Genomic DNA, 24336 nt, shown 5'->3' with positions numbered 1-24336 from the left:
GGCCGAGGGGCACGTAAGCGCCCTTCTTCCGCGCGTCTGGGGGGCGTTTACGTGGCCCTCGGCGACGGACGACAGGGGTTAAAGAGATGAAAGGGGCCGACACCCGAATTTGTCGGCCCCTTTTCAAACCCCGAGTCAGGACGACAACCCGAATATCGTCCTGACTCGCCCCCAAAGCACTCGCCCGCTTACCCTAGTCGGCGAGTGATTGGCGGTGTAACTCACGAGGAGAGACACCTAGCAATAACAATATTGTCGCCAGGGCCGATAAATACATAGTCGTCATTTTGGGGGACCCTGGGGGACACTGCGCGAGTCCCGCGGGCCGGCGGTGGCGGATTGTCGCGTGTCCCGCGTGTGGGGGACACTCCGACCGGGGTACAAAACCGGTTTCGGGGTACGCCGGGCGAGCGTCAGCCCGAGAACGACCGCCACGCGCCGGCCCCCGGCGTGAGGGGCTTGCGGAGGCCGCGCTGCGTGCGCTCCCAGCCGTCCGGTCCGCGCTGGGGCCGGGCGTCCCGCGCCGCCGCAGCGGCCTCCGCCGCGGCCGTCGCGAGAACGGCGGTGACCGCGGCGATCTCCTCGGGCGTCACGCCCTTCGTGAGGAAACGCAACTGCGACGGGTCGAGCGGGGACGGTCCGGCCGACGCTGCGTGCGCGCCGGTCACAGCGGGATGTTCCCGTGCTTCTTCGGCGGCAGCGACGCGCGCTTGGTGCGCAGCGCCCGCAGCGCCTTGATGACCGAGATGCGCGTGGCGGCCGGCTCGATCACCCCGTCCAGCTCGCCGCGCTCGGCCGCGAGGAACGGGCTGGCGACGTTGTAGGTGTACTCGCTGGCCAGGCGGGCGCGCACGGCGGCGACGTCCTCGCCGGCCTCCTCCGCGCGCTTGATCTCGCCGCGGTACAGGATGTTGACCGCGCCCTGGCCGCCCATGACCGCGATCTCGGCGGTCGGCCAGGCGAGGTTCAGGTCGGCGCCGAGCTGCTTGGAGCCCATGACGATGTAGGCGCCGCCGTAGGCCTTGCGGGTGATGATCGTCACCAGCGGCACGGTGGCCTCCGCATACGCGTAGAGCAGCTTCGCGCCGCGCCGGATGACACCCGTCCACTCCTGGTCGGTGCCGGGCAGGTAGCCGGGCACGTCGACCAGTGTGAGGATCGGGATGCTGAACGCGTCGCAGAAGCGCACGAACCGCGACGCCTTCTCGCCCGCGTCGATGTTGAGCGTGCCGGCCATCGAGCTCGGCTGGTTGGCGACGATGCCGACCGAACGGCCCTCCACCCGGGCGAAGCCGATCACGATGTTCGGCGCGAACAGCGGCTGGATCTCCAGGAACTCGCCGTCGTCTACGATTCCTTCGATGATCGTGGTCACGTCGTACGGCTGGTTGGGGGAGTCCGGGATGATCGTGTCGAGCCGGCCGTCGGCGTCGGTGATCTCCAGCTCCGGCTCGGCCTCGAACACCGGCAGCTCGGCCAGGTTGTTCTGCGGCAGGTAGCTGAGCAGGGTGCGCGCGTAGTCGAGCGCGTCCTCCTCGTCGCTCGCGAGGTAGTGCGAGACGCCGGAGATCTTGTTGTGGGTGAGCGCGCCGCCGAGCTCCTCGAACCCGACGTCCTCGCCCGTGACGGTCTTGATCACGTCGGGGCCCGTGACGAACATGTGGCTCGACTTGTCGACCATGATCACGAAGTCGGTGAGGGCGGGGAGTACACCGCGCCGCCCGCCGCCGGGCCCATCACGATGGAGATCTGCGGGATGACGCCGGAGGCCGCGGTGTTGCGGCGGAAGATCTCGCCGTACTTGCCGAGTGCGACCACGCCCTCCTGGATGCGGGCGCCGCCGGAGTCGAGGATGCCGATCATCGGCACGCCGGTCTTGAGCGCGTGGTCCATGACCTTGATGATCTTCTCGCCCGCGACCTCGCCGAGGCTGCCGCCGAAGATGGTGAAGTCCTGGCTGAAGACCGCGACGTTGCGGCCGTGGATGGTGCCGACGCCGGTGACGACCGCGTCGCCGTAGGGCCGCTTGGCCTCCATGCCGAACGCGTGGGTGCGGTGGCGGACGAACTCGTCGAACTCCACGAACGAGCCCTGGTCGAGGAGCAGGTCGATCCGCTCGCGGGCGGTCAGCTTGCCCTTCGCGTGCTGCTTCTCGATCGCAGCCTGGCCGCTCGCGGTCACGGCCTCGTGGAACCGCTCCTTGAGGTCGGCGAGCTTGCCGGCGGTCGTGAAGGGGTCGGGGGTCTGACGTGCTTCGGTGTCGGTCACGCCGTTCACTCTACCTGCCGGCCGAACGGCGATGCCGTCTACGGATTCCTACAAATCCGCACGTGTTCGCTGGCAGAATTGAGCAATGAACTTCCGTCGCAGCCGGGCTGTCGTCCCCGTCCTCGAGGTGCTGCCGGAGGCCGCATCCACCAACGACGTGCTCCAGGCGCGCGCTGGAGACCTGCCCGACCTCGCCGTGGTCGTCACCGACAACCAGACGGGCGGCCGCGGCCGGCTCGGCCGGGTCTGGGTGTCGCCTCCCGGCAAGGCGCTGGCGATCTCGGTGCTGCTGCGGCCGGAGGGCCTCGGCCCTGAGGCGCTCGGCTGGTTCCCGCTCCTGGCGGGGGTCGCGATGAGCCGCGCGCTCTCCGGCTTCACCAGCCGGGAGGTCGCGGTCAAGTGGCCGAACGACGTGCTGATCGAGGAGGCCAAGGTGTGCGGCATCCTCTCCGAGCTGCTGCCGGGCATGGACGGCGTGATCGTCGGCGCCGGGGTGAACCTGACGCTGCAGCACGACGAGCTGCCGACCCCGACCTCCACCTCGCTCGCCGTGGCCGGCGCGAGGGACATCGACCCGGACGCGGTGCTGGCGGCCTACCTCACCCAGCTCAGCGTGCTCTACCGGGAGTTCGTGGCCGCGGGCGGCGATCCGCTTCGCAGCGCCCTGCGCGACGAGGTCGTGGAGGCCTGCCACACGATCGGCCGCTCGGTGCGCGTCGAGCTCCCCGGCGGCGACGTGCTGCTCGGCACCGCGACGTCGATCGACGAGTCCGGCCGGCTGATCGTGGAATCGGATGACGGTCCCACGGCGGTGGCGGCGGGCGACGTGACGCACCTGCGGTATTAATGGGACACATGAGCAGTTCGCCGGAGGGTACGCCCGCGCCGCCTCCCGAGCGGGTCATCGCCCGCCTGAGGTCGAACGCGCGCGCCATGTTCTGGCCGAGCCTCGCCCTGATCGCCGCGGCCGGCGGCATCGGCTTCTTCGCCGGACGAATCTCCGAGGTGTGGGAGGTCGTGCTGCTGTGGAGCGCGGCGGCCGCCGTCGTCCTCCTGCTGTTCCTGCTCCCGCTCGCCGTCTGGCTGAGCCGGCGCTACACGATCACCACGCGCCGGCTGATCATCCGGCACGGTTTCTTCGTGCGGGTGCGCCAGGAGCTGCTGCACAGCCGCGGCTACGACGTCGCCGTGCGCCGCTCCTGGCTCCAGAGCATGTTCCGGTCCGGGGACGTGCGGATCAACTCCGGGCTCGACCACCCGGTCGTGCTGCGGGACGTGCCGAAGGCCGATCAGGTGCAGCGCGCGCTGAGCGAGCTGATGGAGCGAACGCAGACCGTCGTGGCGGTGCGCCGGCAGCAGTCGGAGTCAGTCTCCGACGAGACGACCGTCTGGGGTTCGCGCTAGCGTCGAGCCCGTCGTGGCGGCCGGCTCGGGCACGGTGAGGACGGTCGTCGCCGGCCGAGCTGCCGTGTTCCGGGTCCCCGCTGTCCGGGCCTCCGCGTTCCGGGCCTTCGCCTCCGCGCGGGCGGGCGAGTACACCCACCAGCGGTAGAGAGCGAAGCGGAACAGCATGCCGATCGCGAGGCCGACGACGTTCGCCGAGATGTTGTCGGCGAACGGGTTCGCCAGCCCGAGCAGGTAGTGCGAGACCCACACGCAGACCAGCGGGATGCCGGTCCCGGTGACGAGGCTGACGGCGAAGAACTCGACGCCCTCCCGCGCGGCGTTGTCCTGGCGCTGGCCGGAGAACGCCCAGTAGCGGTTGCCGATCCAGTTCGTCAGGATGGCGATGACCGTCGCGATGATCGTGGAGTAGATCGTCGCGTGCTGCACATTGCGCAGCACGATCAGCAGCATCACGTTGAAGACGACGAGATTGACGCCGAAGCCGACGGCGCCCACCGCGCCGAACTTGATCAGCTGCGGGAGGATGCGCGCCGTGCGGCGCGCTGCGGTCGTCTCGGTCGTCATGCTCCAGCCTGGCTATGCGGGAAGATAGGAGTGCGTTCGCCACACTACGCGGCCCGGGTGTCCGGTATCTGGGAGTTGCCCGCGCACCGTGTGAAGAGTATCGAGGAGAGACATCGGAGATGGCCAGGAACAAAGTCGGTGTGATCGGCGGCGGACAGTTGGCTCGGATGATGATTCCTCCGGCGGTGGAGCTCGGCATAGACATCCGCGTGCTGGAGGAGGCCGAGGGGATGAGCGCCGACCTGGCCGCGACCGGCGTCGGCGACTACCGCGACCTCGACACCGTGCTCGCGTTCGCCGAGACGGTCGACGTCGTGACCTTCGACCACGAGCACGTGCCGCCGGCGATCCTGCGTGAGCTGGTCGGCCGCGGCATCCCCGTGCACCCCGGTCCCGACGCGCTGCTCTACGCGCAGGACAAGCTGCAGATGCGCGCCAAGCTCAGCGAGCTGGGCCTCCCGGTGCCGGACTGGGCCGCGGTGGAGTCCGCCGAGGAGCTCGGCGCGTTCCTCGCCGACCACGGCGGCCGGGCGGTCGTGAAGACGGCGCGCGGCGGCTACGACGGCAAGGGCGTGCGTGTGGTGTCGGAGGCGTCCGGCGCGGACGACTGGTTCCTGGCGCTCGCCGAGGACGGCCGCGGCGGCGCGCTCCTGGTGGAGGAGCTGGTGGAATTCCGCCGCGAGCTGGCGCAGCTCGTCGCGCGCCGCCCGTCCGGTGAGATCGCCGCGTGGCCGGTGGTGGAGACGGTGCAGCGCGACGGCGTCTGCGCCGAGGTGATCGCCCCGGCCCCGGGTTCGGTCGGCCGCGTGGCGCGGGTCTCCGCCGATATCGCCCGCCATGTCGCAGAGGGTCTCGGTGTCACCGGTGTGCTCGCCGTGGAGATGTTCGAGACCACCGACGACAGGGTGCTGATCAACGAGCTGGCCATGCGCCCGCACAACAGCGGCCACTGGTCGATCGAGGGCGCTCTCACGAGCCAGTTCGAGCAGCACCTGCGCGCCGTCCTCGACCTCCCGCTCGGCTCGACCGAGCCTCGCCAGGAGTGGTCGGTCATGGTGAACATCCTCGGCGGCCCGGAATCGGGCACGCTGCAGGACCGCTACCCTGCAGCACTGGCGGCGCACCCGGAGGCGAAGTTCCACGGCTACGGCAAGGCCCCGCGGCCCGGCCGCAAGGTGGGGCACGTGACCGTCGGCGGCGACGACCTCGACGACGTCGTCTACCGGGCGCGAGCTGCGGCGGCCTTCTTCGAAGGCTGAGCAGGAGATCCGGCCCGACACGCCCGGGCTCCTCCTGCGCAATCGCATCCGGAAGGAGATTCCGCCCGAATTTCCTTCCCGCCGTGCGGCGGGCCGCACCCGCCGACCCCGCACCCCGCACCTATCCTGGTTCCCATGCCCGCACAGTCCAAGCCCGTGGTGTCCGTGATCATGGGCTCCGACTCCGACTGGTCGGTGATGCAGGAGGCCTCCACAGCGCTCACCGAGTTCGGTGTCGCGCACGAGGTGGAGGTCGTCTCCGCGCACCGCACGCCGGAGAAGATGATCGCCTTCGGCCAGGAGGCCGCCGGGCGCGGCGTGCGCGTCATCATCGCCGGCGCGGGCGGGGCGGCACACCTGCCCGGGATGGTCGCGGCTGTCACCACGCTCCCGGTCATCGGCGTGCCGGTGCCGCTCGCGCGGCTCGACGGTCTCGACTCACTGCTGTCGATCGTGCAGATGCCCGCGGGCGTCCCCGTCGCCACCGTCTCCATCGGCGGCGCCCGCAACGCCGGGCTGCTCGCCGTCAAGATCCTCGCCACCTCCGACCCGGAGCTGTCCGACGCCCTGACGCGTTTCGCCGCCGATCTCGAGGCGAGCGTGGAGGAGAAGAACCGGGCGCTGCAGTCCCGGCTATGACCGCGGCGACCCCGCTCCGCTACCCGAACGCGTCGTCGCCGGGGGAGATGACGGCGCGCGGCTGGTGGCTCGTCGGCCTCAACATCGTGCTGCCCGGCACGCCCCAGCTCGTCGCCGGCAACCGGATGCTCGGCCGCGTCGGCATCCTCTCGACCCTGCTGCTGTGGATGCTCGGGATCGTGGCGCTCGTCCTCCTGATCGTGTCGCCGTCGTCGCTCTACACGTTCGCGACCCAGGCCGGGAGTCTCACGGTCGTCCAGCTCCTGCTCATCGCCTACGCCCTCCTCTGGGCGGTGCTGACGCTCGACACCCTGCGGCTCGTCCGGCTGGTCAGAGCGCGGGCCGAGATGCGCGGCTGGATCGCCGCGTTCTCGGTGCTCGTGCTGGTCGGACTGGCCGGCACCGCGGCCTACGGATCGGCGGTCGCGGGCTCGGCACGCGGCGCGCTCGGCGACATCTTCGCCGACAGCGCCCCCGTCGCCCCGGTGGACGGCCGGTACAACATCATGCTGCTCGGCGGCGACGCCGGACCCGACCGCCAGGGGCTGCGCCCGGACAGCATGTCGATCGTCAGCATCGACGCGAGCACGGGGAAGGCCGTCACCGTGGGCCTCCCGCGCGACCTGAACCCCGTGCCGTTCTCCGCGAAATCGCCGCTCCGGACCGCCTACCCGGACGGCTACGGCTACCACGACAAGTGCGACGTCGACGTCTGTCAGCTCAACTCCATCTACACCGAGGTCGAGCTCTACAAGCCGGACCTGTACCCGGACGCGAAGAAGCAGCAGAGCGAGCCGGGGATCGAGGCGATGCGGGACGCGATGGAGGGTGCGACCGGGCTGACCATCCAGTACTACGTGCTCATCGACATGCAGGGCTTCGCCACCCTGATCGACGCGCTCGGCGGGGTCGACATCACCGTGACCGAGAAGGTGCCGATCGGCGGCGACGAGAACCTCAACGGCGTCGTGGAGTGGATCCAGCCCGGCACGCACCACCTGGACGGCTATCACGCCCAGTGGTACGCGCGAGCGCGGCACGGCACGAGCGACTACGACCGGATGGCGCGCCAGCGGCAGCTGCAGGACGCGATCCTCACGCAGTTCAACCCGCTCAACGTGGTCACCAAGTTCCAGGACATCGCCCAGGCGGGCGTGCAGGTGATGAAGACCGACATCCCGCAGTCGATGCTCGGCTACTTCGTCGACCTCGGGATGAAGACGCGCGCACAGCCGGTCGACAAGCTGGAGCTCGTGCCTCCCGCGATCGACCCCGCGAAGCCGGACTACGCGCACATCCACCAGCTCGTGAAGACGGCGCTGACACCGCCGACGTCGACGCGCACCCCGTCCGGAGGCTGAGCGCGGCCTCCCAGGTGTCCCCTGAACAGGTCACAGGAAGCCCCCAGGGCCCGCCGGTACCGTCGCCCGCCTATGACGGGTACAGGTGGAAGTGTGGACCAGAAGACGCGGACAAGAGACAGTGCACGCCTGACAGCCCTCGACGGGCTCCGCGGACTCGCGGCGGTCGTCGTCCTCTTCCACCACGCGCTCTATACGAACCCCGATTTCCCCGGCGCGCCGGGCGGCGGCCACGCCCCCGCCGGCTCCTTCATGTGGTGGATCAGCTACACGCCGCTCAAGCTGGCCTCCGCCGGTGTGGAGTCGGTGATCGTGTTCTTCGTGCTGTCCGGGCTGGTGGTGACGCTGCCGGTGGTGCGCCGGCGCGGTTTCGACTGGGTGGCCTACTTCCCGCGCCGCGTGGTGCGGCTCATGGTGCCGGTCGCGGCGTCGGTCGTGCTCGCCGCGGCGTGGGTCGCCGCCATCCCGCAGGTGAGCACGCAGCCGAGCGGGACGTGGCTCAGCAACTCGTCGACCCCGAACTTCTCGTGGGAGTACATCGTCAAGGCGATCGACCTCCTGGGCGGGGACGGCCAGATCAACAACCCGCTGTGGTCGCTGCGCTGGGAGCTCGCCTTCTCGCTGCTGCTGCCGGTGTTCGCGATCGCGGCGCTCGCCGTGCGCAAGTGGTGGATCGGCGGCCTGGCGCTGGCCTGCGCGCTGACCTGGCTGGGCGCGCACGCCGGGTCGGGGGAGCTGCAGTACTTCCCGGCGTTCTTCGTCGGCGCGGTCATCGCGGTACGCCTCGACGTCGTCCGCGACAGCGCCGCGCGGATCAACACCCGCTGGTTCCGTCACCCCCTGTGGGCCGCGGTCACCGTCGGCAGCGCGCTGCTGCTCATCGCGCCGTGGCTCGTCGGGCCGGGCGTGGGGAGCATCCCCGAGCTCGACAATGTGCTGAAGGGGCTCGTCCCGCTGGCGGCGGCAGGCCTCGTGGTCGCCGCGGTCGGCTGGACTCCGCTGCGCGTGGTGTTCGAATCGCGTCCGCTGCAGTTCCTCGGCGCGATCTCCTTCAGCCTGTACCTGGTGCACGTGCCGATCATCCTGTTCAGCACGTACCTGTTCGCCGGACAGGCGTGGTACGTGCCGCTGCTGTTCGCCCTCCCGCTGGCGGTGCTGGTCGCGGTCGGTTTCACCTGGCTGATCGAGAAGCGCAGCCACGGCTGGTCGAAGGCGGCCGGCGAGTGGGCAGCGGCGCGGTACCGCGCCTGGTTCGGCCGCGAGGACGAGGCCGAGGCCGCCGACCGCGAGGCCGCCGTCACGTCCACGCGCGCCTGACCACGAACACATTCGTCACGAATCGCTTGGCGCACATTCGTGACGAATCGCGGGATTGCGGCGCGCTTTCGCGACATTCGTGACGAATCGCGCGGGGGCGCGGGCCGTCAGAGGTCGGCGTGCAGCGCCCAGACGCGCTCGGCGGAGTCGCGCCAGCTGAAGGCGCGGGCACGGTCGGACGCGAGAACGCCGAGGCGGCCGCGCAGGTCGCCGTCGTCGAGGACGCGGCCGATCGCGCCGGCGAGGCGCTCGCTGTAGCCGGCGTCGTCCTCGGGGGAGGCCGGCCGCTCCACGACCAGGCTCGCGCCGGCGGCGACCTCCACCAGGGCCGGGTCGTCGGAGTGGACGACCGGGAGGCCGAACTTGAAGGCCTCCACGATCGGGAGGCCGAAGCCCTCGGCCAGGCTCGGGTAGACGAACAGCGTGGCGCGGTCGAGCACGACCGCGAGGTCGGCGTCGTCCAGCCGGCCGAGGGCGCGCACGCGGTCCTCCGGCAGGCCGGCCGCAGCGGCCACACCGGTCGCGGTGCCGTCCCCGTAGCGGTCGGGCCCGGCGATGAGCAGCGGGATGTCGTGCGACTCGGGCCGGGCGACGGCGCGGATGAGCGGTGCGATGCCTTTGCGCGGCATGATCGAGCCCAGCGTGAACGCGTACACCGGCGGCAGGCCGAGCCGGGCAGCGCGCTCGTCGGCGTCGGCCGGGAGCCGCAGCGTCGTCGCGGGGGCGCCGCCGATGACCCGGATGCGGTCCCCGAAGTCGAGGGACTCGGCGAGGCTGTTCGCGACCGCGTGCGTGGGCACCACGATCGCGTCGGCGTGCTTGCGGGCGCGCTTGGCCATCGACTTCGTCCACATCACCGTGGTGGCGCCGAGCGACTCCGGATGCGTCCAGGCGAGCGCGTCGTGGATCGTCACGGCGACCTGGTCGCCGTCGTTCAGGGTGTCGTGCTTGCGCAGCGGGGCGAGGAGGCTCGGCGCGTGCACCATCCCGCGCACGCCGCCCACGGCGATGCCGGACTGCCAGGCGAGCGTGAGCTCGCGGCGGGCGAGCGGGAGCCGCACCAGGTCGGCGAGCCCGGGAAGGGCCGCGCGCAGCTCGTCGAGCTGCTCGTCGGGGACATTGGACACGTACGCACGCACTTCGCAGCCCGCCGGCGCGGTGGCGATCAGCTGACGGGTCAGCTCCTCGGTGTACCGGCGGACTCCGCCGGTCTCGGTCGAGGTGAGCTCATCGACCACCACGCTGAGTGTCGTCATTCGTCTCCAGGTCCAGGACTCCCTGCCGTGCGGCGTCTGCCAGGGCGGCCTCCCACGACCGCATGGGCGTCAGTCCGGCCTTCGCCCAGGCCCCGTGCGCGAGCACGGAGTAGGACGGTCGGGGTGCGGGACGGACGAACGTCGCGCTGTCGGTCGGTGTGACCCTATCAGGGTTCAATCCGGCGGCGCTGAAGACCGCCTTCGCGAACTCGAACCAGCTCGCCTGGCCCGAATTCGTGCCGTGGTAGACCCCGGCGGGGGCGTCGGACTCCAGCAGCGCGACGATCTGCGCGGCGAGGTCGCCGGTCCACGTCGGCTGGCCGAGCTGGTCGGCGACGACGCTCACGGTCTCGTGGCTGCCGGCCAGCTTCACCATCGTCCGCGCGAAGTTCGCGCCGCCCGCGCCGTACAGCCACGCGGTGCGCACGACGTAGGTGCCGTCCGGGTGCGCCGCCAGCGCGAGCTCCTCGCCCGCCGCCTTGGTGCGGCCGTAGGCGTTGATCGGGTCGCGCGGTGTGTCCTCGGCGTAGGGCGCGGCGGCGTGGCCGTCGAACACGTAGTCGGTGGAGACCGTCACGTAGCGCGCCCCGGTCGCCGCGGCGGCGACGGCGAGGTTCTCGGTGCCGAGCGCGTTGATCGCGTAGGCCTCGTCCTCGTGCGTCTCGGCGTCGTCCACCTTGGTGTACGCGGACGCATTGACGACGGCGTCGTGACCGGCGGCCGCGGCGACAGCCGCGTCGCGGTCGGTCACGTCGAGCTCGGCGCGGCCGAGCGCCGTCACGTCGTGCCCGCGCTCTGCCAGGGCCTTCCGGAGGTCCTGGCCGAGCTGGCCGTTCGCGCCGGCGACGAGGACGCGCATCAGTTGTCCAGGGCGGCGCGGGCCTTGAGCGGCTCCCACCAGTCGCGGTTGTCGCGGTACCACTGCACCACGTCGGCGAGACCCTGCTGGAAGGGCACCAGCGGCTCGTAGCCGAGCTCGTTCTGGATCTTGGAGATGTCGACCGAGTAGCGCAGGTCGTGGCCGAGGCGGTCGGCGACGCGGTCGACGTACGACCAGTCCTTGCCGGTGGCGTCGAGCAGCAGCTGGGTGAGCTCCTTGTTGGTGAGCTCGGTGCCGCCGCCGATGTTGTAGATCTCGCCCGCGCGGCCGTTCACGAGCACCATGGCGATGCCGCGGGTGTGGTCGTCGACGTGCAGCCAGTCGCGGATGTTGTTGCCCTCGCCGTAGAGCGGGACGTGCTTGTCGTCGATCAGGTTGGTGACGAAGAGCGGGATGACCTTCTCGGGGAAGTGGTACGGCCCGTAGTTGTTCGAGCAGCGCGTGATCGACAGGTTGAGCCCGTGCGTGCGGAAGTAGCTGCGGGCGAGGAGGTCGCTGCCGGCCTTGGACGCCGAGTACGGCGAGTTCGGCTCCAGCGGGCGGTCCTCCGCCCACGAGCCTTCCGCGATCGAGCCGTAGACCTCGTCGGTGGAGACGTGCACGAACCGCTCGACCTTGTTGCGCAGCGCCGCGTCGAGGAGCTGCTGCGTGCCGAGGACGTTGGTCTCCACGAAGATCGAGGCATCGCGCACCGAGCGGTCGACGTGCGACTCGGCGGCGAAGTGCACCACGGCGTCGATCGTCGGGAACAGCTCGTCCAGCAGGCCGCCGTCGCGGATGTCGCCCTTGATGAAGGTGTAACGCGGGGAGTCGGCGACCGGGGCGAGGTTGGCCAGGTTGCCCGAGTAGGTCAGTGCGTCGAGGACGACGACCTCGGCGCCCTCCAGGCCCGGGTAGGCGTCCTGCAGGGTGCGACGGACGAAGTTGGAGCCGATGAACCCGGCGCCACCGGTGACGAGAATCTTCATGAGTGAGAAAAGGCCTTCGATCGAATGAGAAAGTCGCGTCCGATCATACCGACAGCACCTCCGGGAGACCTGGCCGTTTGATCTCGGCACCGGCTGCTGGCATATTTGAGCCATCCGCGGGCCCGTCGACGGCGCGGATGAACAGGAGGCGATCCCGCATGAGCCGTCGAAGCGGCGCGCGCGCCCACCTCGGCTACATCGTGCACGGCGCATCCGGTGCTCATCCCGCCTCGGCGGAGGTCCGTGTCGTACGCCGGATCGCGCACGCCCAGTCGCTGGGGCTCCTCACCGCCACCCTGATCGACCCCGTCCGCTACGCGGTCGGCGACGACCTGAATCACTACGACTCCGTGCTCGTCCAGGGGGACGCAGTGACCGGCGAGCTGCTCGAGGGCGTCATCGCACGGGCACGGCAACGCGGCGCGCGGCTGGTGCTCGACCTCGACGACGACGTCCTGACGGAGGAGGCGAGGGCCCGTCTGCTCGCGCAGGAGTACGACGTGGCACGCCTCGACGCCGTGCGGCGGCTCGCGGCGGAAGCGGACGTCGTGATCGTCAGCACGGACCGGCTCGCGGCGACCGTCAGCGACTTCGCCCGCTCGATCGTCGTCGTCCAGAACGAGCTCGACCCGCGACTCTGGCCCGGGCCGGCGCCGGCGGAGCCCGCGCGCGAGCTCGCCGAGACCCGCGTCGTGTACGTGGGGTCGACCACCCATGCCGTGGACCTCGCCCTCCTGCGCCCCGTGTTCGACGGGCTGACCGATTCGCGCGGCCGGCCGATCGTGCTCGAAGTCGTCGGGGTGACGGGCGCGGACGAGCCCTGGTTCTCGCGCCTGGAGATCCCCGCGGGGGCGCATCCGTATCCCGCGTTCGCCGCGTGGCTCCACGCTCACCGGGACAGGTGGGCGTTCGGTGTCGCTCCGCTCGCGGATGTCGGCGCGAACGCGTCGAAGAGCGACCTCCGGTTCCTCGAGTACAGCATGCTCGGGCTCGCCACGGTCGCCTCGGACTCGCCTGCCTACAGTGGGACCGGCGAGCACGGGGCGCTCCTCGTCCCGTCGGGCGCCGACGCCTGGCGCACCGCGATCGTCGCGCTGGCCGACGACGCGGACGACGCACGCCGCCGCGCCCTGGCCGCCGCGTCGTACGTCCGGCGCGAGCGGATGCTGGGCGACGCGGGGTCGTTGGGTGCGGGGGCGTGGGGTGCGGGGTCGTGGGGTGCGGGGGCGTGGGGTGCGGCGGTCCTGCGGCCTCGGGCGGAGCAGGTGTCGCGCGTACGCAGGGCGGCGGCCCTGGTGCGGCATCCCTCTCGCGTGCTCGGCCGTCTGCGTTCCGGCGCACCCACGGCCCCGGCGATCCCGTCGCCGCAGCGCCGTCCTCAGACCGAGCCGCCCGTGTCCCCGGCGCCGATCGGGTTCGACGGCGCGACCCGGGATCGCCGCGCGGGCGTGACGCGCGTCGTCGTCGATCCGGGCCGGTTCCCTGCGGCCGACTCCTGGACGTCCGCGGCCAACGCCCTGATCGGCGAGGTCGAGACGCGCTACGCCGTGGTGCTCGACGCGGAGGTGGATGCGCCGGCAGACGTCGACGACACACTGCGCAGGGTCGCGGAGGAGTCGGGCGCGGCGTTCGTCCAGCCGCTGGTGACGGACGGATCGGGCCTGGTCGTCGACGCGGGCTCCGTCTTCGTCTCCCGGGCCGCTCCGCCTGTTCGGGTGCTGGCCGAGCACCCGCTGTCCGACCTGCCTCCCGCCGACCGCCTCACGGTGGGCGTCGTGACCTCCCGCTGCGTGCTCGTGGACCTCGACGCTTTCGCCGGGTTCGATCCCGGCTACGGCGCGGAGGAGGGGATTGCGCGGGCGACAGCGGCCCGAGCGCCGGTGGTCGCCCTGGGCGCCCATGTCGTGGACGCGCGCTCCCGGGTGCCCAGCGCCGCTCGGAGCGCTTGGCGGGGGCACCCGACCGACGCCCTCGCCTCGCCGACGCTCGAGTCCGTCGTCGCCCGGAGCGGTTTCCGGCTGGAGGGCGTGCGCGGCTCGGCCGTCCCCGAATTGCGCGAGCGGATCATGGGCAACGACTTCCTCGGCGCGACCCGCTTCGCCGAACCGCTCCTGGCCGCGCGCCAGGAGGCGCCGCGACGCTGGTCGATCCGCTCGGGCGCGCCGTCGGGAGAAGCCGGGCGCGTGTGGGGCGACACCTACTTCGCGGAGGACCTGGCCTCGGCGCTGCGCGCGCGGGGCGAGCAGGTGACGGTGGACACCCGTGACTCCGCGTACCGGGCCGGCTCCGACCACCTCGACGATGTCACGGTCACCTTGCGCGGGCTGCACATCGTCCCGCCGAATCCCGCCGCCTTCAACATCCTCTGGGTGATCAGCCACCCGGAGATGGTCGGGGCCGACGAGCTCGAGTGCTACGACCTCGTCTACGCGGCGGGGGCGGCCTGGGCCGGCCGGATGAGCGAGCAGGTGAGCGTGCCGGTCCTGCCGCTGCTGCAGGCGACATCGCCGGAGCGCTTCCATCCGGGGCCGGAGGACGCGTCGCTGGCGTCCGACGTGCTCTTCGTCGGCAAGACGCGCAATGTCTACCGTCCCATCGTGCGCGACGCGCTCGCCGCCGGAGCCGACCTCTCGGTCTACGGGGACGGCTGGGAGCAGTTCATCGACCCGGCGCTCGTCCGCGGCCAGTTCCTCGCCAACGACGACGTGTCGGCGGCCTACCGCAGCGCACGCATCGTGCTCAACGACCACTGGGAGGACATGCGGGCGGAGGGATTCCTCGCGAACCGCCTGTTCGACGCGGTCGCGAGCGGCGCGCGCGTGGTGAGCGACGACATCGAGGGCCTGGAGATCTTCGGGGGAGCGGTTCGCCCGTATTCCGGTCAGGCCGATCTCCGCGCGGCTGCTCCACGATGACGACGGCTGGCCGGACGACGACGACATGGCCGGCATCGTGAAACGGGTCGCGGCCGAGCATTCGTTCGGGGCCAGGGCGGATGAGCTGATCCGGGCCGTCCGCGAGCGCTCCCGGCACGCTTGGTAGACTCCCGGGGTGCAGATCCGAGAACTAGAGATCCCCGACGCCTACGAGATCACCCCGCGTCAGCATCCTGACGACCGCGGGCTCTTCTTCGAGTTCTACCGGTTCGACCGGCTCGAGGAGGCGGTCGGCCACTCGCTCGACCTCAAGCAGGGCAACACTTCGGTCTCACGTCGCGGTTCGGTGCGCGGCATCCATTTCGCCGACATCCCGCCGAGCCAGGCCAAGTACGTGATGGCTCCGCGCGGCGCGGTGCTGGACTTCGTGATCGACATCCGGGTCGGGTCCCCCACCTACGGGAAGTGGGACTCGGTGCTGCTGGACGACGTCGACCGGCGAGCGATCTACGTTGCGGAAGGCCTCGGGCACTGCTTCGTCGCTCTGACCGACGACGCGACCGTGAGCTATCTCGTCACCGACGTCTACAACCCGACCCGCGAGCACGGGATCAACCCGCTCGACGCCGATATCGCCCTCGAGTTCCCGCTGCCGGCAGAGGACCTCCTCCTCTCCGCGAAGGACACCGACGCGCCCGGCCTCGCGGAGGCGAACGAGAGCGGCCTCCTGCCGACCTGGGACGCAGCGCGGGCCTTCTACGCCTCGCTCGACGACAAGTAAGGACCACCCTCAGCTCATGCGCGGAATCATCCTCGCCGGCGGCTCCGGCACCCGGCTCTGGCCCATCACCAAGGGCATCTCCAAGCAGCTCATGCCCATCTACGACAAGCCGATGGTCTACTACCCGCTGTCGACGCTGATGATGGCGGGGATCAACGAGATCCTCATCATCACCACGCCCGAGTACAACGAGCAGTTCCGGGCCCTCTTCGGCGACGGTTCGCAGCTCGGCATCCGGCTGGAGTACGCCGTGCAGCCGTCGCCGGACGGGCTCGCGCAGGCGTTCATCATCGGCGAGGAGTTCATCGGCGACGAGTCGGTCGCGCTCGTGCTCGGCGACAACATCTTCCACGGCACCGGCCTCGGCTCGTCGCTGCGGCAGCACACCGACGTCGACGGCGCCCTGATCTTCGCCTACCAGGTGAGCGACCCGACCGCGTACGGCGTCGTCGAGTTCGATGAGAACTTCACGGCGCTGTCGATCGAGGAGAAGCCGTCCCGCCCGAAGAGCAAGTACGCCGTGCCCGGCCTGTACTTCTACGACAACTCCGTCGTGGAGATCGCCAAGACGATCGAGCCGAGCGCGCGCGGGGAGCTGGAGATCTCCACGGTGAACGAGCGCTACCTGCAGGCGGGCAAGCTCCAGGTCCAGGTCCTCGACCGCGGGACCGCGTGGCTCGACACCGGGACATTCGAGTCCATGATGCAGGCGTCGGAGTACGTCCGCGTCATCGAGGACCGCCAGGGGTTCAAGGTCGGCTGCGTCGAGGAAGTCGCCTGGCGCGCCGGCTGGATCGACGACGCCCACCTCGGGGACCTCGCCGCGCCGCTGGTCAAGAGCGGCTACGGGTCGTACCTGCTCGGACTGCTCGACTCGAAGGGCGACTAGGGCCTGACCAGGGTCAGCCGGCCGTGCGGTGCGCTCGCCGGCCGGCCCAGCGCCCGCGCACCCAGAGCCCCGCGCGGAGCGCGAGGCGGACCGGCGCGAGCAGCGCGCCGGAGTAGACCCGCGACAGGTAGAGGTAGGCGCTGTCGTGGTGCGCGCGGTCCATCGACTCGGACCGCTCCGAGGTCGAGTGCGCGCCGGAATGGATCGCCCGGGCGGCCGGGACGTAGAGGTTCTCGAGACCCGCGAGGCCGATGCGCCGCCCGAAATCGACGTCCTCGAAGTACATGAAGAAGCTCTCGTCGAAGCCGCCGATCCGGCGGAACGCGTCGTCGCGGACGAGGAGGCACGCGCCGGACAGCCAGCCGACCGCGACGGGCTCGGTATGGTCGACAGGCAGCGGCCGGTAGCTCCTGGTCCAGGGATTGGACGGCCAGGACCGCGAGAAGAGCGCGTGACCGATGCCGTTGCGAAGCGACGGCAGCGCACGTGCCGACGGGTACAAGGTCCCGTCCGAGTTGAAGATCGCCGGTCCCAGCGCTCCCGCTCCGGGGGCCGCCTCCGCGGCCGCGACCAGGAGGTCGATCGTGCCGGGCTGGAAGATCAGGTCCGGGTTGGCCAGCAGGTAGTAGTCGGCTCTGTCACGGGCGCGCACGCCGAGATTCATCGCGGCGCCGTAGCCGAGATTGTCCGGCGACTCGATCAGTTCCGTTCCCGGATGCGCAGCCACGATCTCGCGCGTGGCCGGGAGGTCGCGGGACGCATTGTCCACCACCGTGACGGCGGGCGTGACCTCCGCCGCGGCGCCGACCGACCCGAGGAAATCCGTCAGGACGCGCGACGAGTTGTACGTCACCGTGACGACACGGACAGTGGCCGTCATCGTGCGGCTGCTGCGTCCGGCGTGGAACCAAGGTCGGTGAACTCGGGCTCGAGGTACGACGTGCCCGTCGCCTTCGGGTAGTACGCGACATTGAACGCGCAGGCCTGGGGAGCGTCCGCGAGGTGGCGGCCGGTGGTGTCCATCAGGGACACGTTGACGAAGTATTTGCCCGAACCGAGCTGCACGTTCTTGAGCGTGAACTCGACGGTGCGCCGGCCCTCGAAAGGCTCGAGGTCGATCCCCAGCCGACTGCTCGCCGTGCCGTAGACCACCTGGCCCGAGGCGTTGTCGATCTGGATGGCGGCGATCCAGTGCGGGCTGAGTCCGGGATGGTCGAAGGTCGTGCGCACGATCAGGTCGTCGCCGTGCTCGGCGGGCTCGCCTTCGGAGCGGCCGGCGGCGCGCACGGAGGTGGCGACGACCTTGGGGACCGGCACGGTCACGTCGGGGGCGGCATGGCGCTGGATCTCGTCGATGCGACGCTCCTCCAGGATGTCGCGGAAACGCGCCACCGCCTCGTGGGCCTCGCCGCTGAAGACCACCTCGCCCCGGTTGAGCAGGATCGCCTGATCGCAGAGCTCGGAGACCTGACCGAGCGAATGCGTGACCAGGATGATCGTGCGGCCCTCCTGCTGGAAGCTGCGGATCTTGTCCAGGCACTTGCGCTGGAACGCCTCGTCGCCGACCGCCAGGACCTCGTCGACCAGGAGGATGTCGGGGTCCGTGTGGACGGCGACAGCGAAGGCGAGCCGGACGTACATGCCCGACGAGTAGAACTTGACCTGGGTGTCGATGAATTCGCCGATCCCGGAGAACTCGGCGATGTCGTCGAAGCGATCCTCGGTCTCCTTGCGGGTGAGACCGAGGATGGCGGCGTTGAGGAAGACGTTCTCGCGTCCAGTGAGGTCGGGATGGAACCCGGCGCCGAGCTCGAGGAGCGCGGCGATCCGTCCGCGGCGCGAGACCGAGCCGCTGGTCGGGTCGATGATGCCGCCGATGACCTTGAGCAGCGTGCTCTTGCCGGACCCGTTGTGGCCGATCAGCCCGATGGTCGTGCCCGCCTTGATGCTCGCGGTCACGCCGCGCAGCGCCCAGAAGTCCTCCCGGTGCTTGCGCCCGGCCCGGCCGAGAGTGACCAGACGTTCCTTGAGGGAGTTGTCCTTGCGGATGACGAACCGTTTGGTGACGTCGTCGAGCACGATCACGTCGGGCCGCGCGCTCAGCGCCTCCGGGGTGTGGCTTGACATGGTCACGTCGCCTGTCTGAGTGCTGTCGGTCATAGGGCCTGAGCGAAGTTTCCCTGAAGGCGTGTGAAGACGCGGTGGAAGATCACGATGAGCACGAGCCCGATGACGCCGGCGACCGCGAGACGGAGCATGAGTCCGCCGGGGTATTCTGCCGTGCCCTGGCCGCCGATCCAAAGCGATCGCTGGAAGCCGAGCACGGCCAGTGTGACCGGGTTGTCGGTGTAGATCTCGAGCAGGAGCGGAGACTTGATGACGTTCTTGACCATCGACCAGGAGTAGACGATCGGCGACGCCCACATGAGCACCATGAGCGCGACATCGACCAGGTACTGGATGTCTCGCATGTACACGTTCAGCGCGGCCAGCAGAAGACCGAACGCCAGCGAGTAGATCACGACGACCAGGAAGGACGGCACCAGGTACACCAGGTCGGCGCTGATCGGGAAGCGGAGGAGGACGAGGGTCGCTGCCAGGAGGATGCCGAGCTGGATGGCGAAGTTGAAGAGCGCTGAGCCGAGGCTCGCGAGCGGGAAGATCTCGCGCGGCAGGTAGATCTTCTTGATCAGCCCCGAGTTGCCGACGATGGATCCTGTCGAGCCGTTCACCACCTCGCTGAAGAGCGTGTAGGCGGTGAGGCCGGAGAAGATGTAGATCGCGAAGTCCGGGATGCCGCGGGCGGCGCCGAGGAACTGCCCCATCACCACGTAGTAGATCAGAAGCTGGGTCAGCGGGCGCACCAGGGACCACAGGAATCCGAGGGCGCTGTCCTTGTAACGGGCTTTGAGGTCGCGGCGGATCAGCAGGTCGAGCATCTGGCGCTGACCCCAGATCTCGCGCAGCGAACTCCAGGACGAGCCGAAGGACGGGCCGTTGGAGCCGACCGTCTGCAGGGGCATCGACTCGAGCGCGGCGTAACGGGCCTGCCGCCGCTCGGCGTCGGTGAGAGAAGGAGTAGACATGAGCAGTCGATAGCTTACCTCGACCGTTCCTGGCTATCCTCTGCGCGTCGGTTCGGAGCGCGCCGCAGACCGTGCCGTTACTGGGCGCGCCGCAGGTGCCGGTCGACCCAGTCCGCGGTCCGCACGACCCGGCGGCGCTGCTGCCGGTCCACGGTGTCGGAGAGTTCGGCGATCTGGTGGTCCCGGTCCGCGACGTCGGCGAGGAGCCCGTCGATGCGCTGCTTCCCTTCGTCGACGAACCCCAGCAGCTCCGCCTCCCGTGCCTGGGCGGCGTTCCGCGCCTCGTCGGCGCGCGCGTCGAGGCCCGCGATCACCGGCCCGTACTCGTACGCGGCGGCGACGGCCGCGGGATCGAGGGCAGTGTCGGGGACCGGGGAGACCAGAGACGCGCTGACGCGCTCATCGCGCACCAGCTCGCCCGAGTCGATTCCCGCCCTGGTCTCGTGCGCGTCGGGATGCCGGATGACGTAGTACGCGAATAGCGTGCCCGCCTCCAGCCGGCCGTACTCGCGCATCCCGTGGTGATTCGGGCTCGGCAGCAGATCCGGGTTCGCGTTGTAGGCGAGGCCGGCGTTCTCGACCTTGGTCGCGAACTGGCGCCACGACCGCCAGGGGAAGTGCAGCACCTCGAGTCCGAGCTCGTCCGGCACGGGAGCGCCGTTCTTCAGATTGACGAAGTGGTTCCCCTGCGCCACCTCGACCTCGGCGGACCCGATGTGCACGGCGTCCGGGGTGGAGTGGGCGCGGAGGCCGATCTCCTTCAGGCGCTCGGTCGGGCGCAGGTCGCGCAGCGTGAGCCGCTGCAGGCCGGTGCCGTCGGCGGCGGGGTCGCCGGTCATGTCGATCACGGGCACAGTGAAGGTGACGATCGCGGGGTCGAGCTTCGCGAAAACGTCGGCCAGCGTCGTGCCGGTCTGACGCGGGAACCAGAACTCGTCGGCGTCGGCGTTGACGACCCAGTCGGCGCCGTACCGGGTGTACGCGTCCCGGGCCATCGCGGTCACGACGGAGAACTGCTGCTTGCGGTGCACAGGGTCGTGACGCAGGTCGATCGCGGATCCGAAGGACTCCAGGATCTCCGTCGTGCCGTCACGGGAGCCGTTGTCGGTGACGATGATGCGGTCGATGCCCTGAGCGAGGTGATGCTCGATCATCGGACCGATGATGTCTGCCTCGTCGCGGACCATCACGGTCATGCACACGGTTGTCATGGGCTGCAGGGCACCTTTTCTGTCGAGTGTCTCAGATTCTCTCATGCCGAACCTTGCCCCGCGGTCATCCCGCGACGCCGGCGATCAGCAGGGCCGCGCACACGGTTGGTAGACTCCGGGACGATTCGCTCGACGGTAGTAGGAAAAGACGAGGTTCGGAAAAGCAGATGAAGAAGCGACGTTCAGGGGTTGTGTCGGTCGTCCTTGTCAACTTCCGCGGAACGGACGACACCATCGAGTGCGTCACGCGGCTGCGCGAGACGAACTGGCCCGCCGAGCTGCTGGAGATCGTCGTCGTCGAGAACGGTTCGGGCGACGACAGCCTCGAAAGGCTGCAGGCGCTCGGCGACGACATCGTGCTGATCGACTCCGGCGCCAACCTGGGATTCACCGGCGGTTGCAACCTGGGCGTCTCGCACTCCACGGGCGAGTTCGTCGCGTTCCTCAACAATGATGCGAAACCGCACACGGACTGGATCCGCGCCGCGATCGACACCTTCGCCACCGGTCGTGACATCGGCGCGGTCGCCAGCAAAGTGCTCGACTGGGACGGCAAGGACGTCGACTTCGTCGACGGATCGATCACCTGGTACGGCATGGGCTACAAGCCGCACGCCGGCGAGCAGGACCGCGGCTCGTGGGACACCGAGAAGGATGTGCTGTTCGGCACCGGCGCCGCCATGTTCATCCGTGCGGACGTCTTCGAGGAGCTCGGAGGCTTCGACGACGACTACTTCATGTTCTACGACGACGTGGATCTCGGCTGGCGCCTCAACCTGGCCGGCTATCGCTTCCGCTTCCAGCCGGCGTCGCTCGCCTACCACAAGCACCACGCGTCGATGAACAAGTTCGGCAACTTCCGCGAGGAGTACCTGCTGGAGCGCAACGCGCTCTACACGCTGTACAAGAACCTCGGAGACGAGCTGCTGGACGACACGTTCGCCGCAGCCCTGCTCCTCGCGATCCGCCGGGCGGTCGGCCGGGGAGAGCTCGACTCGACCCAGCTCGACCTCCGCAACCCGGGAGGCGACGACCAGCGCACGCTCGAGGTGCCCAAGTCGACGATGGCGGGGGTCTTCGCGATCGACCGGCTCGTCGAGCTGCTTCCGGAGATGACCGAGAAGCGCCGGGCCATCCAGGCGTCGCGGCAGAAGACGGATCGCGAACTGATCCAGCTCTTCGGCAAACTGGACGAGCCGGCCTACCCGATCGAGTCGTACCTCGACGGCTACGCCAAGATCGTCGGCAGCCTGGAGGTGCTGGAGAACGCCGGACGCCGCCGGCGCGTGCTGGTCATCACCGGCGATCCGATCGGCGCGCGCATGGCCGGACCGGCCATCCGCTCCTGGCACATCGCGGGCGAGCTCGCACACGAGCACGACGTCCGCCTGGTGTCGATGACGTCGGTCTCCCCGCTGGAGGCGCCGTTCGAGCTGGCGACGATCTCGCACCACCGCCCGTCGACGGTGGTGGAGCACGAGAAGTGGGCCGACGTCATCGTGCTGCAGGGCAACGCGCTCGCGCTGTTCCCCGCGCTCGCCAAGTCGCACAAGATCCTCGTCGTCGACGTGTACGACCCGATGCACCTGGAGCAGCTCGAGCAGGGGCGCGGCAACACGTTCAAGCAGTGGAACAAGCAGATCGGCGACGCGACCAGCACTCTCAACCAGCAGCTCGAGCAGGGCGACTTCTTCCTCTGCGCCAGCGACAGGCAGCGGCACTTCTGGCTCGGCCAGCTCGCCGCCCTCGGCCGCATCAACGCCTACACGTATTCGCGCGACCCCGAGCTCGACTCGCTGATCGCCGTCGCCCTGTTCGGCATCCCGTCCGGTGACCTGGAGCAGACCGAGCACGCCATCCGGGGGACGGTGCCGGGCATCGGCAAGAACGACAAGGTGATCGTCTGGGGCGGCGGCATCTACAACTGGTTCGACCCGAAGACGCTCATCCGCGCGGTCGCGCAGCTCCGGGAGCGGCACGACGACATCCGGCTGTTCTTCATGGGCGTCAAGCACCCGAACCCGGATGTGCCGGAGATGGAGGCCGTCCCGCAGGCGCGTGTCCTGGCCGAGCAGCTCGGGCTTCTCGGGACCAACGTCTTCTTCAACGAGAGCTGGGTGCCGTACGAGCAGCGCCAGAACTACCTGCTCGACGCAGACCTCGGCGTCTCGACGCACTTCCAGCATGTCGAGACCACGTTCTCGTTCCGCACCCGCATTCTCGACTACCTGTGGGCCGGGCTCCCGATCGTCACCACCGCCGGCGACTCGTTCGGCGATCTGGTCGCGAAGGAGGGGCTGGGCGCGTCGGTTCCCGAGCAGGACGTCGACGCGCTCGCCGAGGCCCTGGAGACGTACCTCTTCGACGCGGATGCGGTCGCCGGCGCGCGCAGCGCGGTGGCCCGCGTGCGCGAGGACTTCCGCTGGAGCCGTGCTCTCGCCCCGCTGATCGAGTTCTGCCGCCGTCCGATCCGCGCGGCCGACAAGGACGTGCAGAAGAAGTCCGAGTCGACCGGCGCGATCAAGAAGGTCCAGATCACGCCGCGCACCGGGATCCGTCGCGACTTCGACCGCGCGGCGTACTACCTGCGCGAGGGCGGCGTGTCCGCTGTGGTGGAGCGCTACCGGGCACGCATCGAGCGCCGCAGGCAGGCGTCGCAGCTCTGAGGCGCCGCGCCGTCAGCGGGCGGCCGAAAGCGCGGGTTCCTGCTCGTGCACCTCGGTCACCGCGGCGGTCGTGGCGGGGCGCTCGGTCACGGCCCGGTAGAGCGCCCAGGCGGCGATGAGGGTGACGAGCGCGTAGGCCGCCGTGAGGACGAGCCAGGGCACGGGCGGGTGCCATTGCGGGTGGGTCAGCATCTGGATCCAGCTGTGCGTGAGGTCGAGTCCGACGATGTAGCGCTTGAGCGCCCAGGCGAAGGCGAGCACCTGCGCGAAGCCCAGGAGTGCGAGGCCGGTGATCAGCAGTCTCCGGAAGTTCGGGATGACCGTGTCAGGGAAGCGGTCGTCCAGGGCGATGCCGGCGATGATCCCGATGCCGACGAAGAGCGCGAGGGCGTAGCGGCCCTGCCAGACGAAGCCCCAGTCGCGGACGAGTGCGGCCTGGGTGATCGGCGGGACCAGGATGAAGACCACGAGCCAGGCGATGAGGCCGAGGCGCAGCCGGCCGCGGGCGAGCACCACCGCTCCGACGACGAGGGCGCCGAGCAGGAGGGTCCAGATGACGACGGTGGCCCCGGGCGGCGGCGCGTCGAGCCAGCCGAACCAGCCGATCCAGCCGGCGCCGAAGCCGAACGTCTGATCGAGCATGACCTGGAAGGCGTTCGTGGGCGAGCTCCCGAGCCCGAGCGCGGCGATCTGGGTCAGGCCCTTCGGGATGAGGAAGTACACCCCGACGAGTGCGACGATCACGCCGATCAGTCCGACAGCCACCCAGGAGGCCGGGCGTCGGAAGACCGCGAAGAAGGTCTTCCAGTCGGCCATGAGGATGGCGGCGGCGGTGATGGCGAGCAGCCAGCCCAGGGAGATCGAGCGGGTGTTGACCAGGAAGAACACGCTGACGACCAGCATCGTCA

General features: G+C 70.0%; 20 protein-coding genes and 1 pseudogene. 10 read left to right on the top strand and 11 right to left on the bottom strand.

What is annotated here, in order from left to right:
- Positions 1-413: 413 nt before the first annotated feature.
- Together ACRAWC_RS06230 and ACRAWC_RS06225 are read right to left on the bottom strand one after the other, a co-directional pair.
- Complete coding sequence (locus ACRAWC_RS06230) at positions 414-668, bottom strand: acyl-CoA carboxylase epsilon subunit (protein ID WP_431346971.1); 255 nt, start codon at positions 666-668, stop codon at positions 414-416.
- Positions 665-2277 (bottom strand): annotated as a pseudogene (locus ACRAWC_RS06225) (acyl-CoA carboxylase subunit beta). The gene ACRAWC_RS06230 and the pseudogene ACRAWC_RS06225 overlap by 4 nt, the downstream one beginning before the upstream one ends.
- A gap of 76 nt (positions 2278-2353) precedes the next feature.
- Between ACRAWC_RS06225 and ACRAWC_RS06220 the strand changes: the two are divergent.
- Positions 2354-3115: a biotin--[acetyl-CoA-carboxylase] ligase gene (locus ACRAWC_RS06220; RefSeq protein ID WP_431346970.1), complete on the top strand. Its 762-nt coding sequence runs from the start codon at positions 2354-2356 to the stop codon at positions 3113-3115.
- 8 nt (positions 3116-3123) lie between these two features.
- The gene (locus tag ACRAWC_RS06215) at positions 3124-3672 is read left to right on the top strand and encodes a PH domain-containing protein (RefSeq protein ID WP_431346969.1); all 549 of its coding nucleotides are present in this window, start codon (positions 3124-3126) and stop codon (positions 3670-3672) included.
- Here ACRAWC_RS06215 and ACRAWC_RS06210 read toward each other — a convergent pair.
- Positions 3634-4239, bottom strand: a complete 606-nt coding sequence (locus ACRAWC_RS06210) for a GtrA family protein (RefSeq protein ID WP_431346968.1) — start codon at positions 4237-4239, stop codon at positions 3634-3636. The genes ACRAWC_RS06215 and ACRAWC_RS06210 overlap by 39 nt on opposite strands.
- Positions 4240-4307: 68 nt before the next feature.
- Here ACRAWC_RS06210 and ACRAWC_RS06205 point away from each other — a divergent pair, with 68 nt between their 5' ends.
- From ACRAWC_RS06205 to ACRAWC_RS06190, 4 genes are all read left to right on the top strand, one after another.
- Complete coding sequence (locus ACRAWC_RS06205) at positions 4308-5498, top strand: 5-(carboxyamino)imidazole ribonucleotide synthase (protein WP_431349373.1); 1191 nt, start codon at positions 4308-4310, stop codon at positions 5496-5498.
- Positions 5499-5633: 135 nt separating this feature from the next.
- Positions 5634-6137 (top strand): 5-(carboxyamino)imidazole ribonucleotide mutase, encoded by a 504-nt coding sequence (gene purE / locus ACRAWC_RS06200; RefSeq protein ID WP_431346967.1) that lies wholly within the window; start codon positions 5634-5636, stop codon positions 6135-6137.
- Positions 6134-7498: an LCP family protein gene (locus ACRAWC_RS06195; protein WP_431346966.1), complete on the top strand. Its 1365-nt coding sequence runs from the start codon at positions 6134-6136 to the stop codon at positions 7496-7498. Before purE ends, ACRAWC_RS06195 begins: the two co-directional genes overlap by 4 nt.
- A 93-nt stretch (positions 7499-7591) precedes the next feature.
- Positions 7592-8815, top strand: coding sequence for an acyltransferase family protein (locus ACRAWC_RS06190; protein WP_431346965.1), 1224 nt, complete (start codon positions 7592-7594; stop codon positions 8813-8815).
- 107 nt (positions 8816-8922) lie between these two features.
- Here ACRAWC_RS06190 and ACRAWC_RS06185 read toward each other — a convergent pair whose 3' ends face one another.
- The 3 genes from ACRAWC_RS06185 to rfbB are packed head-to-tail and all read right to left on the bottom strand — an operon-like array spanning position 8923 to position 11919.
- The gene (locus tag ACRAWC_RS06185; protein WP_431346964.1) at positions 8923-10071 is read right to left on the bottom strand and encodes a glycosyltransferase family 4 protein; all 1149 of its coding nucleotides are present in this window, start codon (positions 10069-10071) and stop codon (positions 8923-8925) included.
- On the bottom strand, positions 10043-10930 hold the full coding sequence (gene rfbD, locus ACRAWC_RS06180) for a dTDP-4-dehydrorhamnose reductase (protein ID WP_431346963.1): 888 nt from the start codon (positions 10928-10930) through the stop codon (positions 10043-10045). Before rfbD ends, ACRAWC_RS06185 begins: the two co-directional genes overlap by 29 nt.
- Complete coding sequence (rfbB, locus tag ACRAWC_RS06175) at positions 10930-11919, bottom strand: dTDP-glucose 4,6-dehydratase (RefSeq protein ID WP_185278264.1); 990 nt, start codon at positions 11917-11919, stop codon at positions 10930-10932. The genes rfbD and rfbB overlap by 1 nt, the downstream gene beginning before the upstream one ends.
- 158 nt (positions 11920-12077) lie before the next feature.
- On the opposite strand from rfbB, the gene ACRAWC_RS06170 reads away from it, so the two are divergent.
- From ACRAWC_RS06170 to rfbA, 3 genes are all read left to right on the top strand, one after another.
- A complete protein-coding gene (locus tag ACRAWC_RS06170; protein WP_431346962.1) occupies positions 12078-14834 on the top strand; it encodes a glycosyltransferase family protein in 2757 nt (918 codons plus the stop codon).
- Positions 14835-14970: 136 nt separating this feature from the next.
- Positions 14971-15576, top strand: coding sequence for a dTDP-4-dehydrorhamnose 3,5-epimerase family protein (locus ACRAWC_RS06165; RefSeq protein WP_431346961.1), 606 nt, complete (start codon positions 14971-14973; stop codon positions 15574-15576).
- Between the two features lie 16 nt (positions 15577-15592).
- Positions 15593-16465 (top strand): glucose-1-phosphate thymidylyltransferase RfbA, encoded by an 873-nt coding sequence (rfbA, locus tag ACRAWC_RS06160; RefSeq protein WP_431346960.1) that lies wholly within the window; start codon positions 15593-15595, stop codon positions 16463-16465.
- A gap of 13 nt (positions 16466-16478) precedes the next feature.
- Here the strand turns inward: rfbA and ACRAWC_RS06155 are convergent, their stop codons facing one another.
- The 4 genes from ACRAWC_RS06155 to ACRAWC_RS06140 form a co-directional block, all read right to left on the bottom strand.
- On the bottom strand, positions 16479-17345 hold the full coding sequence (locus ACRAWC_RS06155; RefSeq protein WP_431346959.1) for a glycosyltransferase family 2 protein: 867 nt from the start codon (positions 17343-17345) through the stop codon (positions 16479-16481).
- Complete coding sequence (locus ACRAWC_RS06150; RefSeq protein ID WP_431346958.1) at positions 17342-18625, bottom strand: ABC transporter ATP-binding protein; 1284 nt, start codon at positions 18623-18625, stop codon at positions 17342-17344. Before ACRAWC_RS06150 ends, ACRAWC_RS06155 begins: the two co-directional genes overlap by 4 nt.
- Positions 18622-19551, bottom strand: coding sequence for an ABC transporter permease (locus ACRAWC_RS06145; protein ID WP_431346957.1), 930 nt, complete (start codon positions 19549-19551; stop codon positions 18622-18624). Before ACRAWC_RS06145 ends, ACRAWC_RS06150 begins: the two co-directional genes overlap by 4 nt.
- A 77-nt stretch (positions 19552-19628) precedes the next feature.
- Positions 19629-20762 (bottom strand): glycosyltransferase family 2 protein, encoded by a 1134-nt coding sequence (locus tag ACRAWC_RS06140; protein ID WP_431346956.1) that lies wholly within the window; start codon positions 20760-20762, stop codon positions 19629-19631.
- Between the two features lie 191 nt (positions 20763-20953).
- On the opposite strand from ACRAWC_RS06140, the gene ACRAWC_RS06135 reads away from it, so the two are divergent.
- Positions 20954-23428 carry a glycosyltransferase gene (locus ACRAWC_RS06135; RefSeq protein ID WP_431346955.1) on the top strand — a complete coding sequence of 825 codons (2475 nt, stop codon included), beginning with the start codon at positions 20954-20956 and terminating at the stop codon, positions 23426-23428.
- Positions 23429-23440: 12 nt separating this feature from the next.
- On the opposite strand, the gene ACRAWC_RS06130 is transcribed toward ACRAWC_RS06135, so the two are convergent.
- Positions 23441-24331: a hypothetical protein gene (locus tag ACRAWC_RS06130; RefSeq protein WP_431346954.1), complete on the bottom strand. Its 891-nt coding sequence runs from the start codon at positions 24329-24331 to the stop codon at positions 23441-23443.
- Between the last annotated feature and the right edge of the window lie 5 nt (positions 24332-24336).

The sequence above is a fragment of the Leifsonia sp. L25 genome (assembly GCF_050632895.1).
Note: the sequence above shows the minus strand (reverse complement) of the source record. Positions and strands in the feature narration are given on the sequence as shown.

What these genes read in the sequence shown, in the direction of transcription:
- rfbB (WP_185278264.1), bottom strand. Translation starts at nt 11,919, where the DNA reads ATGAAGATTCTCGTCACCGGTGGCGCCGGGTTCATCGGCTCCAACTTC.
- ACRAWC_RS06150 (WP_431346958.1), bottom strand. Translation starts at nt 18,625, where the DNA reads ATGACCGACAGCACTCAGACAGGCGACGTGACCATGTCAAGCCACACC.
- ACRAWC_RS06185 (WP_431346964.1), bottom strand. Translation starts at nt 10,071, where the DNA reads ATGACGACACTCAGCGTGGTGGTCGATGAGCTCACCTCGACCGAGACC.
- purE (WP_431346967.1), top strand. Translation starts at nt 5,634, where the DNA reads ATGCCCGCACAGTCCAAGCCCGTGGTGTCCGTGATCATGGGCTCCGAC.
- ACRAWC_RS06170 (WP_431346962.1), top strand. Translation starts at nt 12,078, where the DNA reads ATGAGCCGTCGAAGCGGCGCGCGCGCCCACCTCGGCTACATCGTGCAC.
- rfbD (WP_431346963.1), bottom strand. Translation starts at nt 10,930, where the DNA reads ATGCGCGTCCTCGTCGCCGGCGCGAACGGCCAGCTCGGCCAGGACCTC.
- rfbA (WP_431346960.1), top strand. Translation starts at nt 15,593, where the DNA reads ATGCGCGGAATCATCCTCGCCGGCGGCTCCGGCACCCGGCTCTGGCCC.
- ACRAWC_RS06215 (WP_431346969.1), top strand. Translation starts at nt 3,124, where the DNA reads ATGAGCAGTTCGCCGGAGGGTACGCCCGCGCCGCCTCCCGAGCGGGTC.
- ACRAWC_RS06140 (WP_431346956.1), bottom strand. Translation starts at nt 20,762, where the DNA reads ATGACAACCGTGTGCATGACCGTGATGGTCCGCGACGAGGCAGACATC.
- ACRAWC_RS06195 (WP_431346966.1), top strand. Translation starts at nt 6,134, where the DNA reads ATGACCGCGGCGACCCCGCTCCGCTACCCGAACGCGTCGTCGCCGGGG.
- ACRAWC_RS06145 (WP_431346957.1), bottom strand. Translation starts at nt 19,551, where the DNA reads ATGTCTACTCCTTCTCTCACCGACGCCGAGCGGCGGCAGGCCCGTTAC.
- ACRAWC_RS06155 (WP_431346959.1), bottom strand. Translation starts at nt 17,345, where the DNA reads ATGACGGCCACTGTCCGTGTCGTCACGGTGACGTACAACTCGTCGCGC.
- ACRAWC_RS06210 (WP_431346968.1), bottom strand. Translation starts at nt 4,239, where the DNA reads ATGACGACCGAGACGACCGCAGCGCGCCGCACGGCGCGCATCCTCCCG.
- ACRAWC_RS06220 (WP_431346970.1), top strand. Translation starts at nt 2,354, where the DNA reads ATGAACTTCCGTCGCAGCCGGGCTGTCGTCCCCGTCCTCGAGGTGCTG.
- ACRAWC_RS06130 (WP_431346954.1), bottom strand. Translation starts at nt 24,331, where the DNA reads ATGCTGGTCGTCAGCGTGTTCTTCCTGGTCAACACCCGCTCGATCTCC.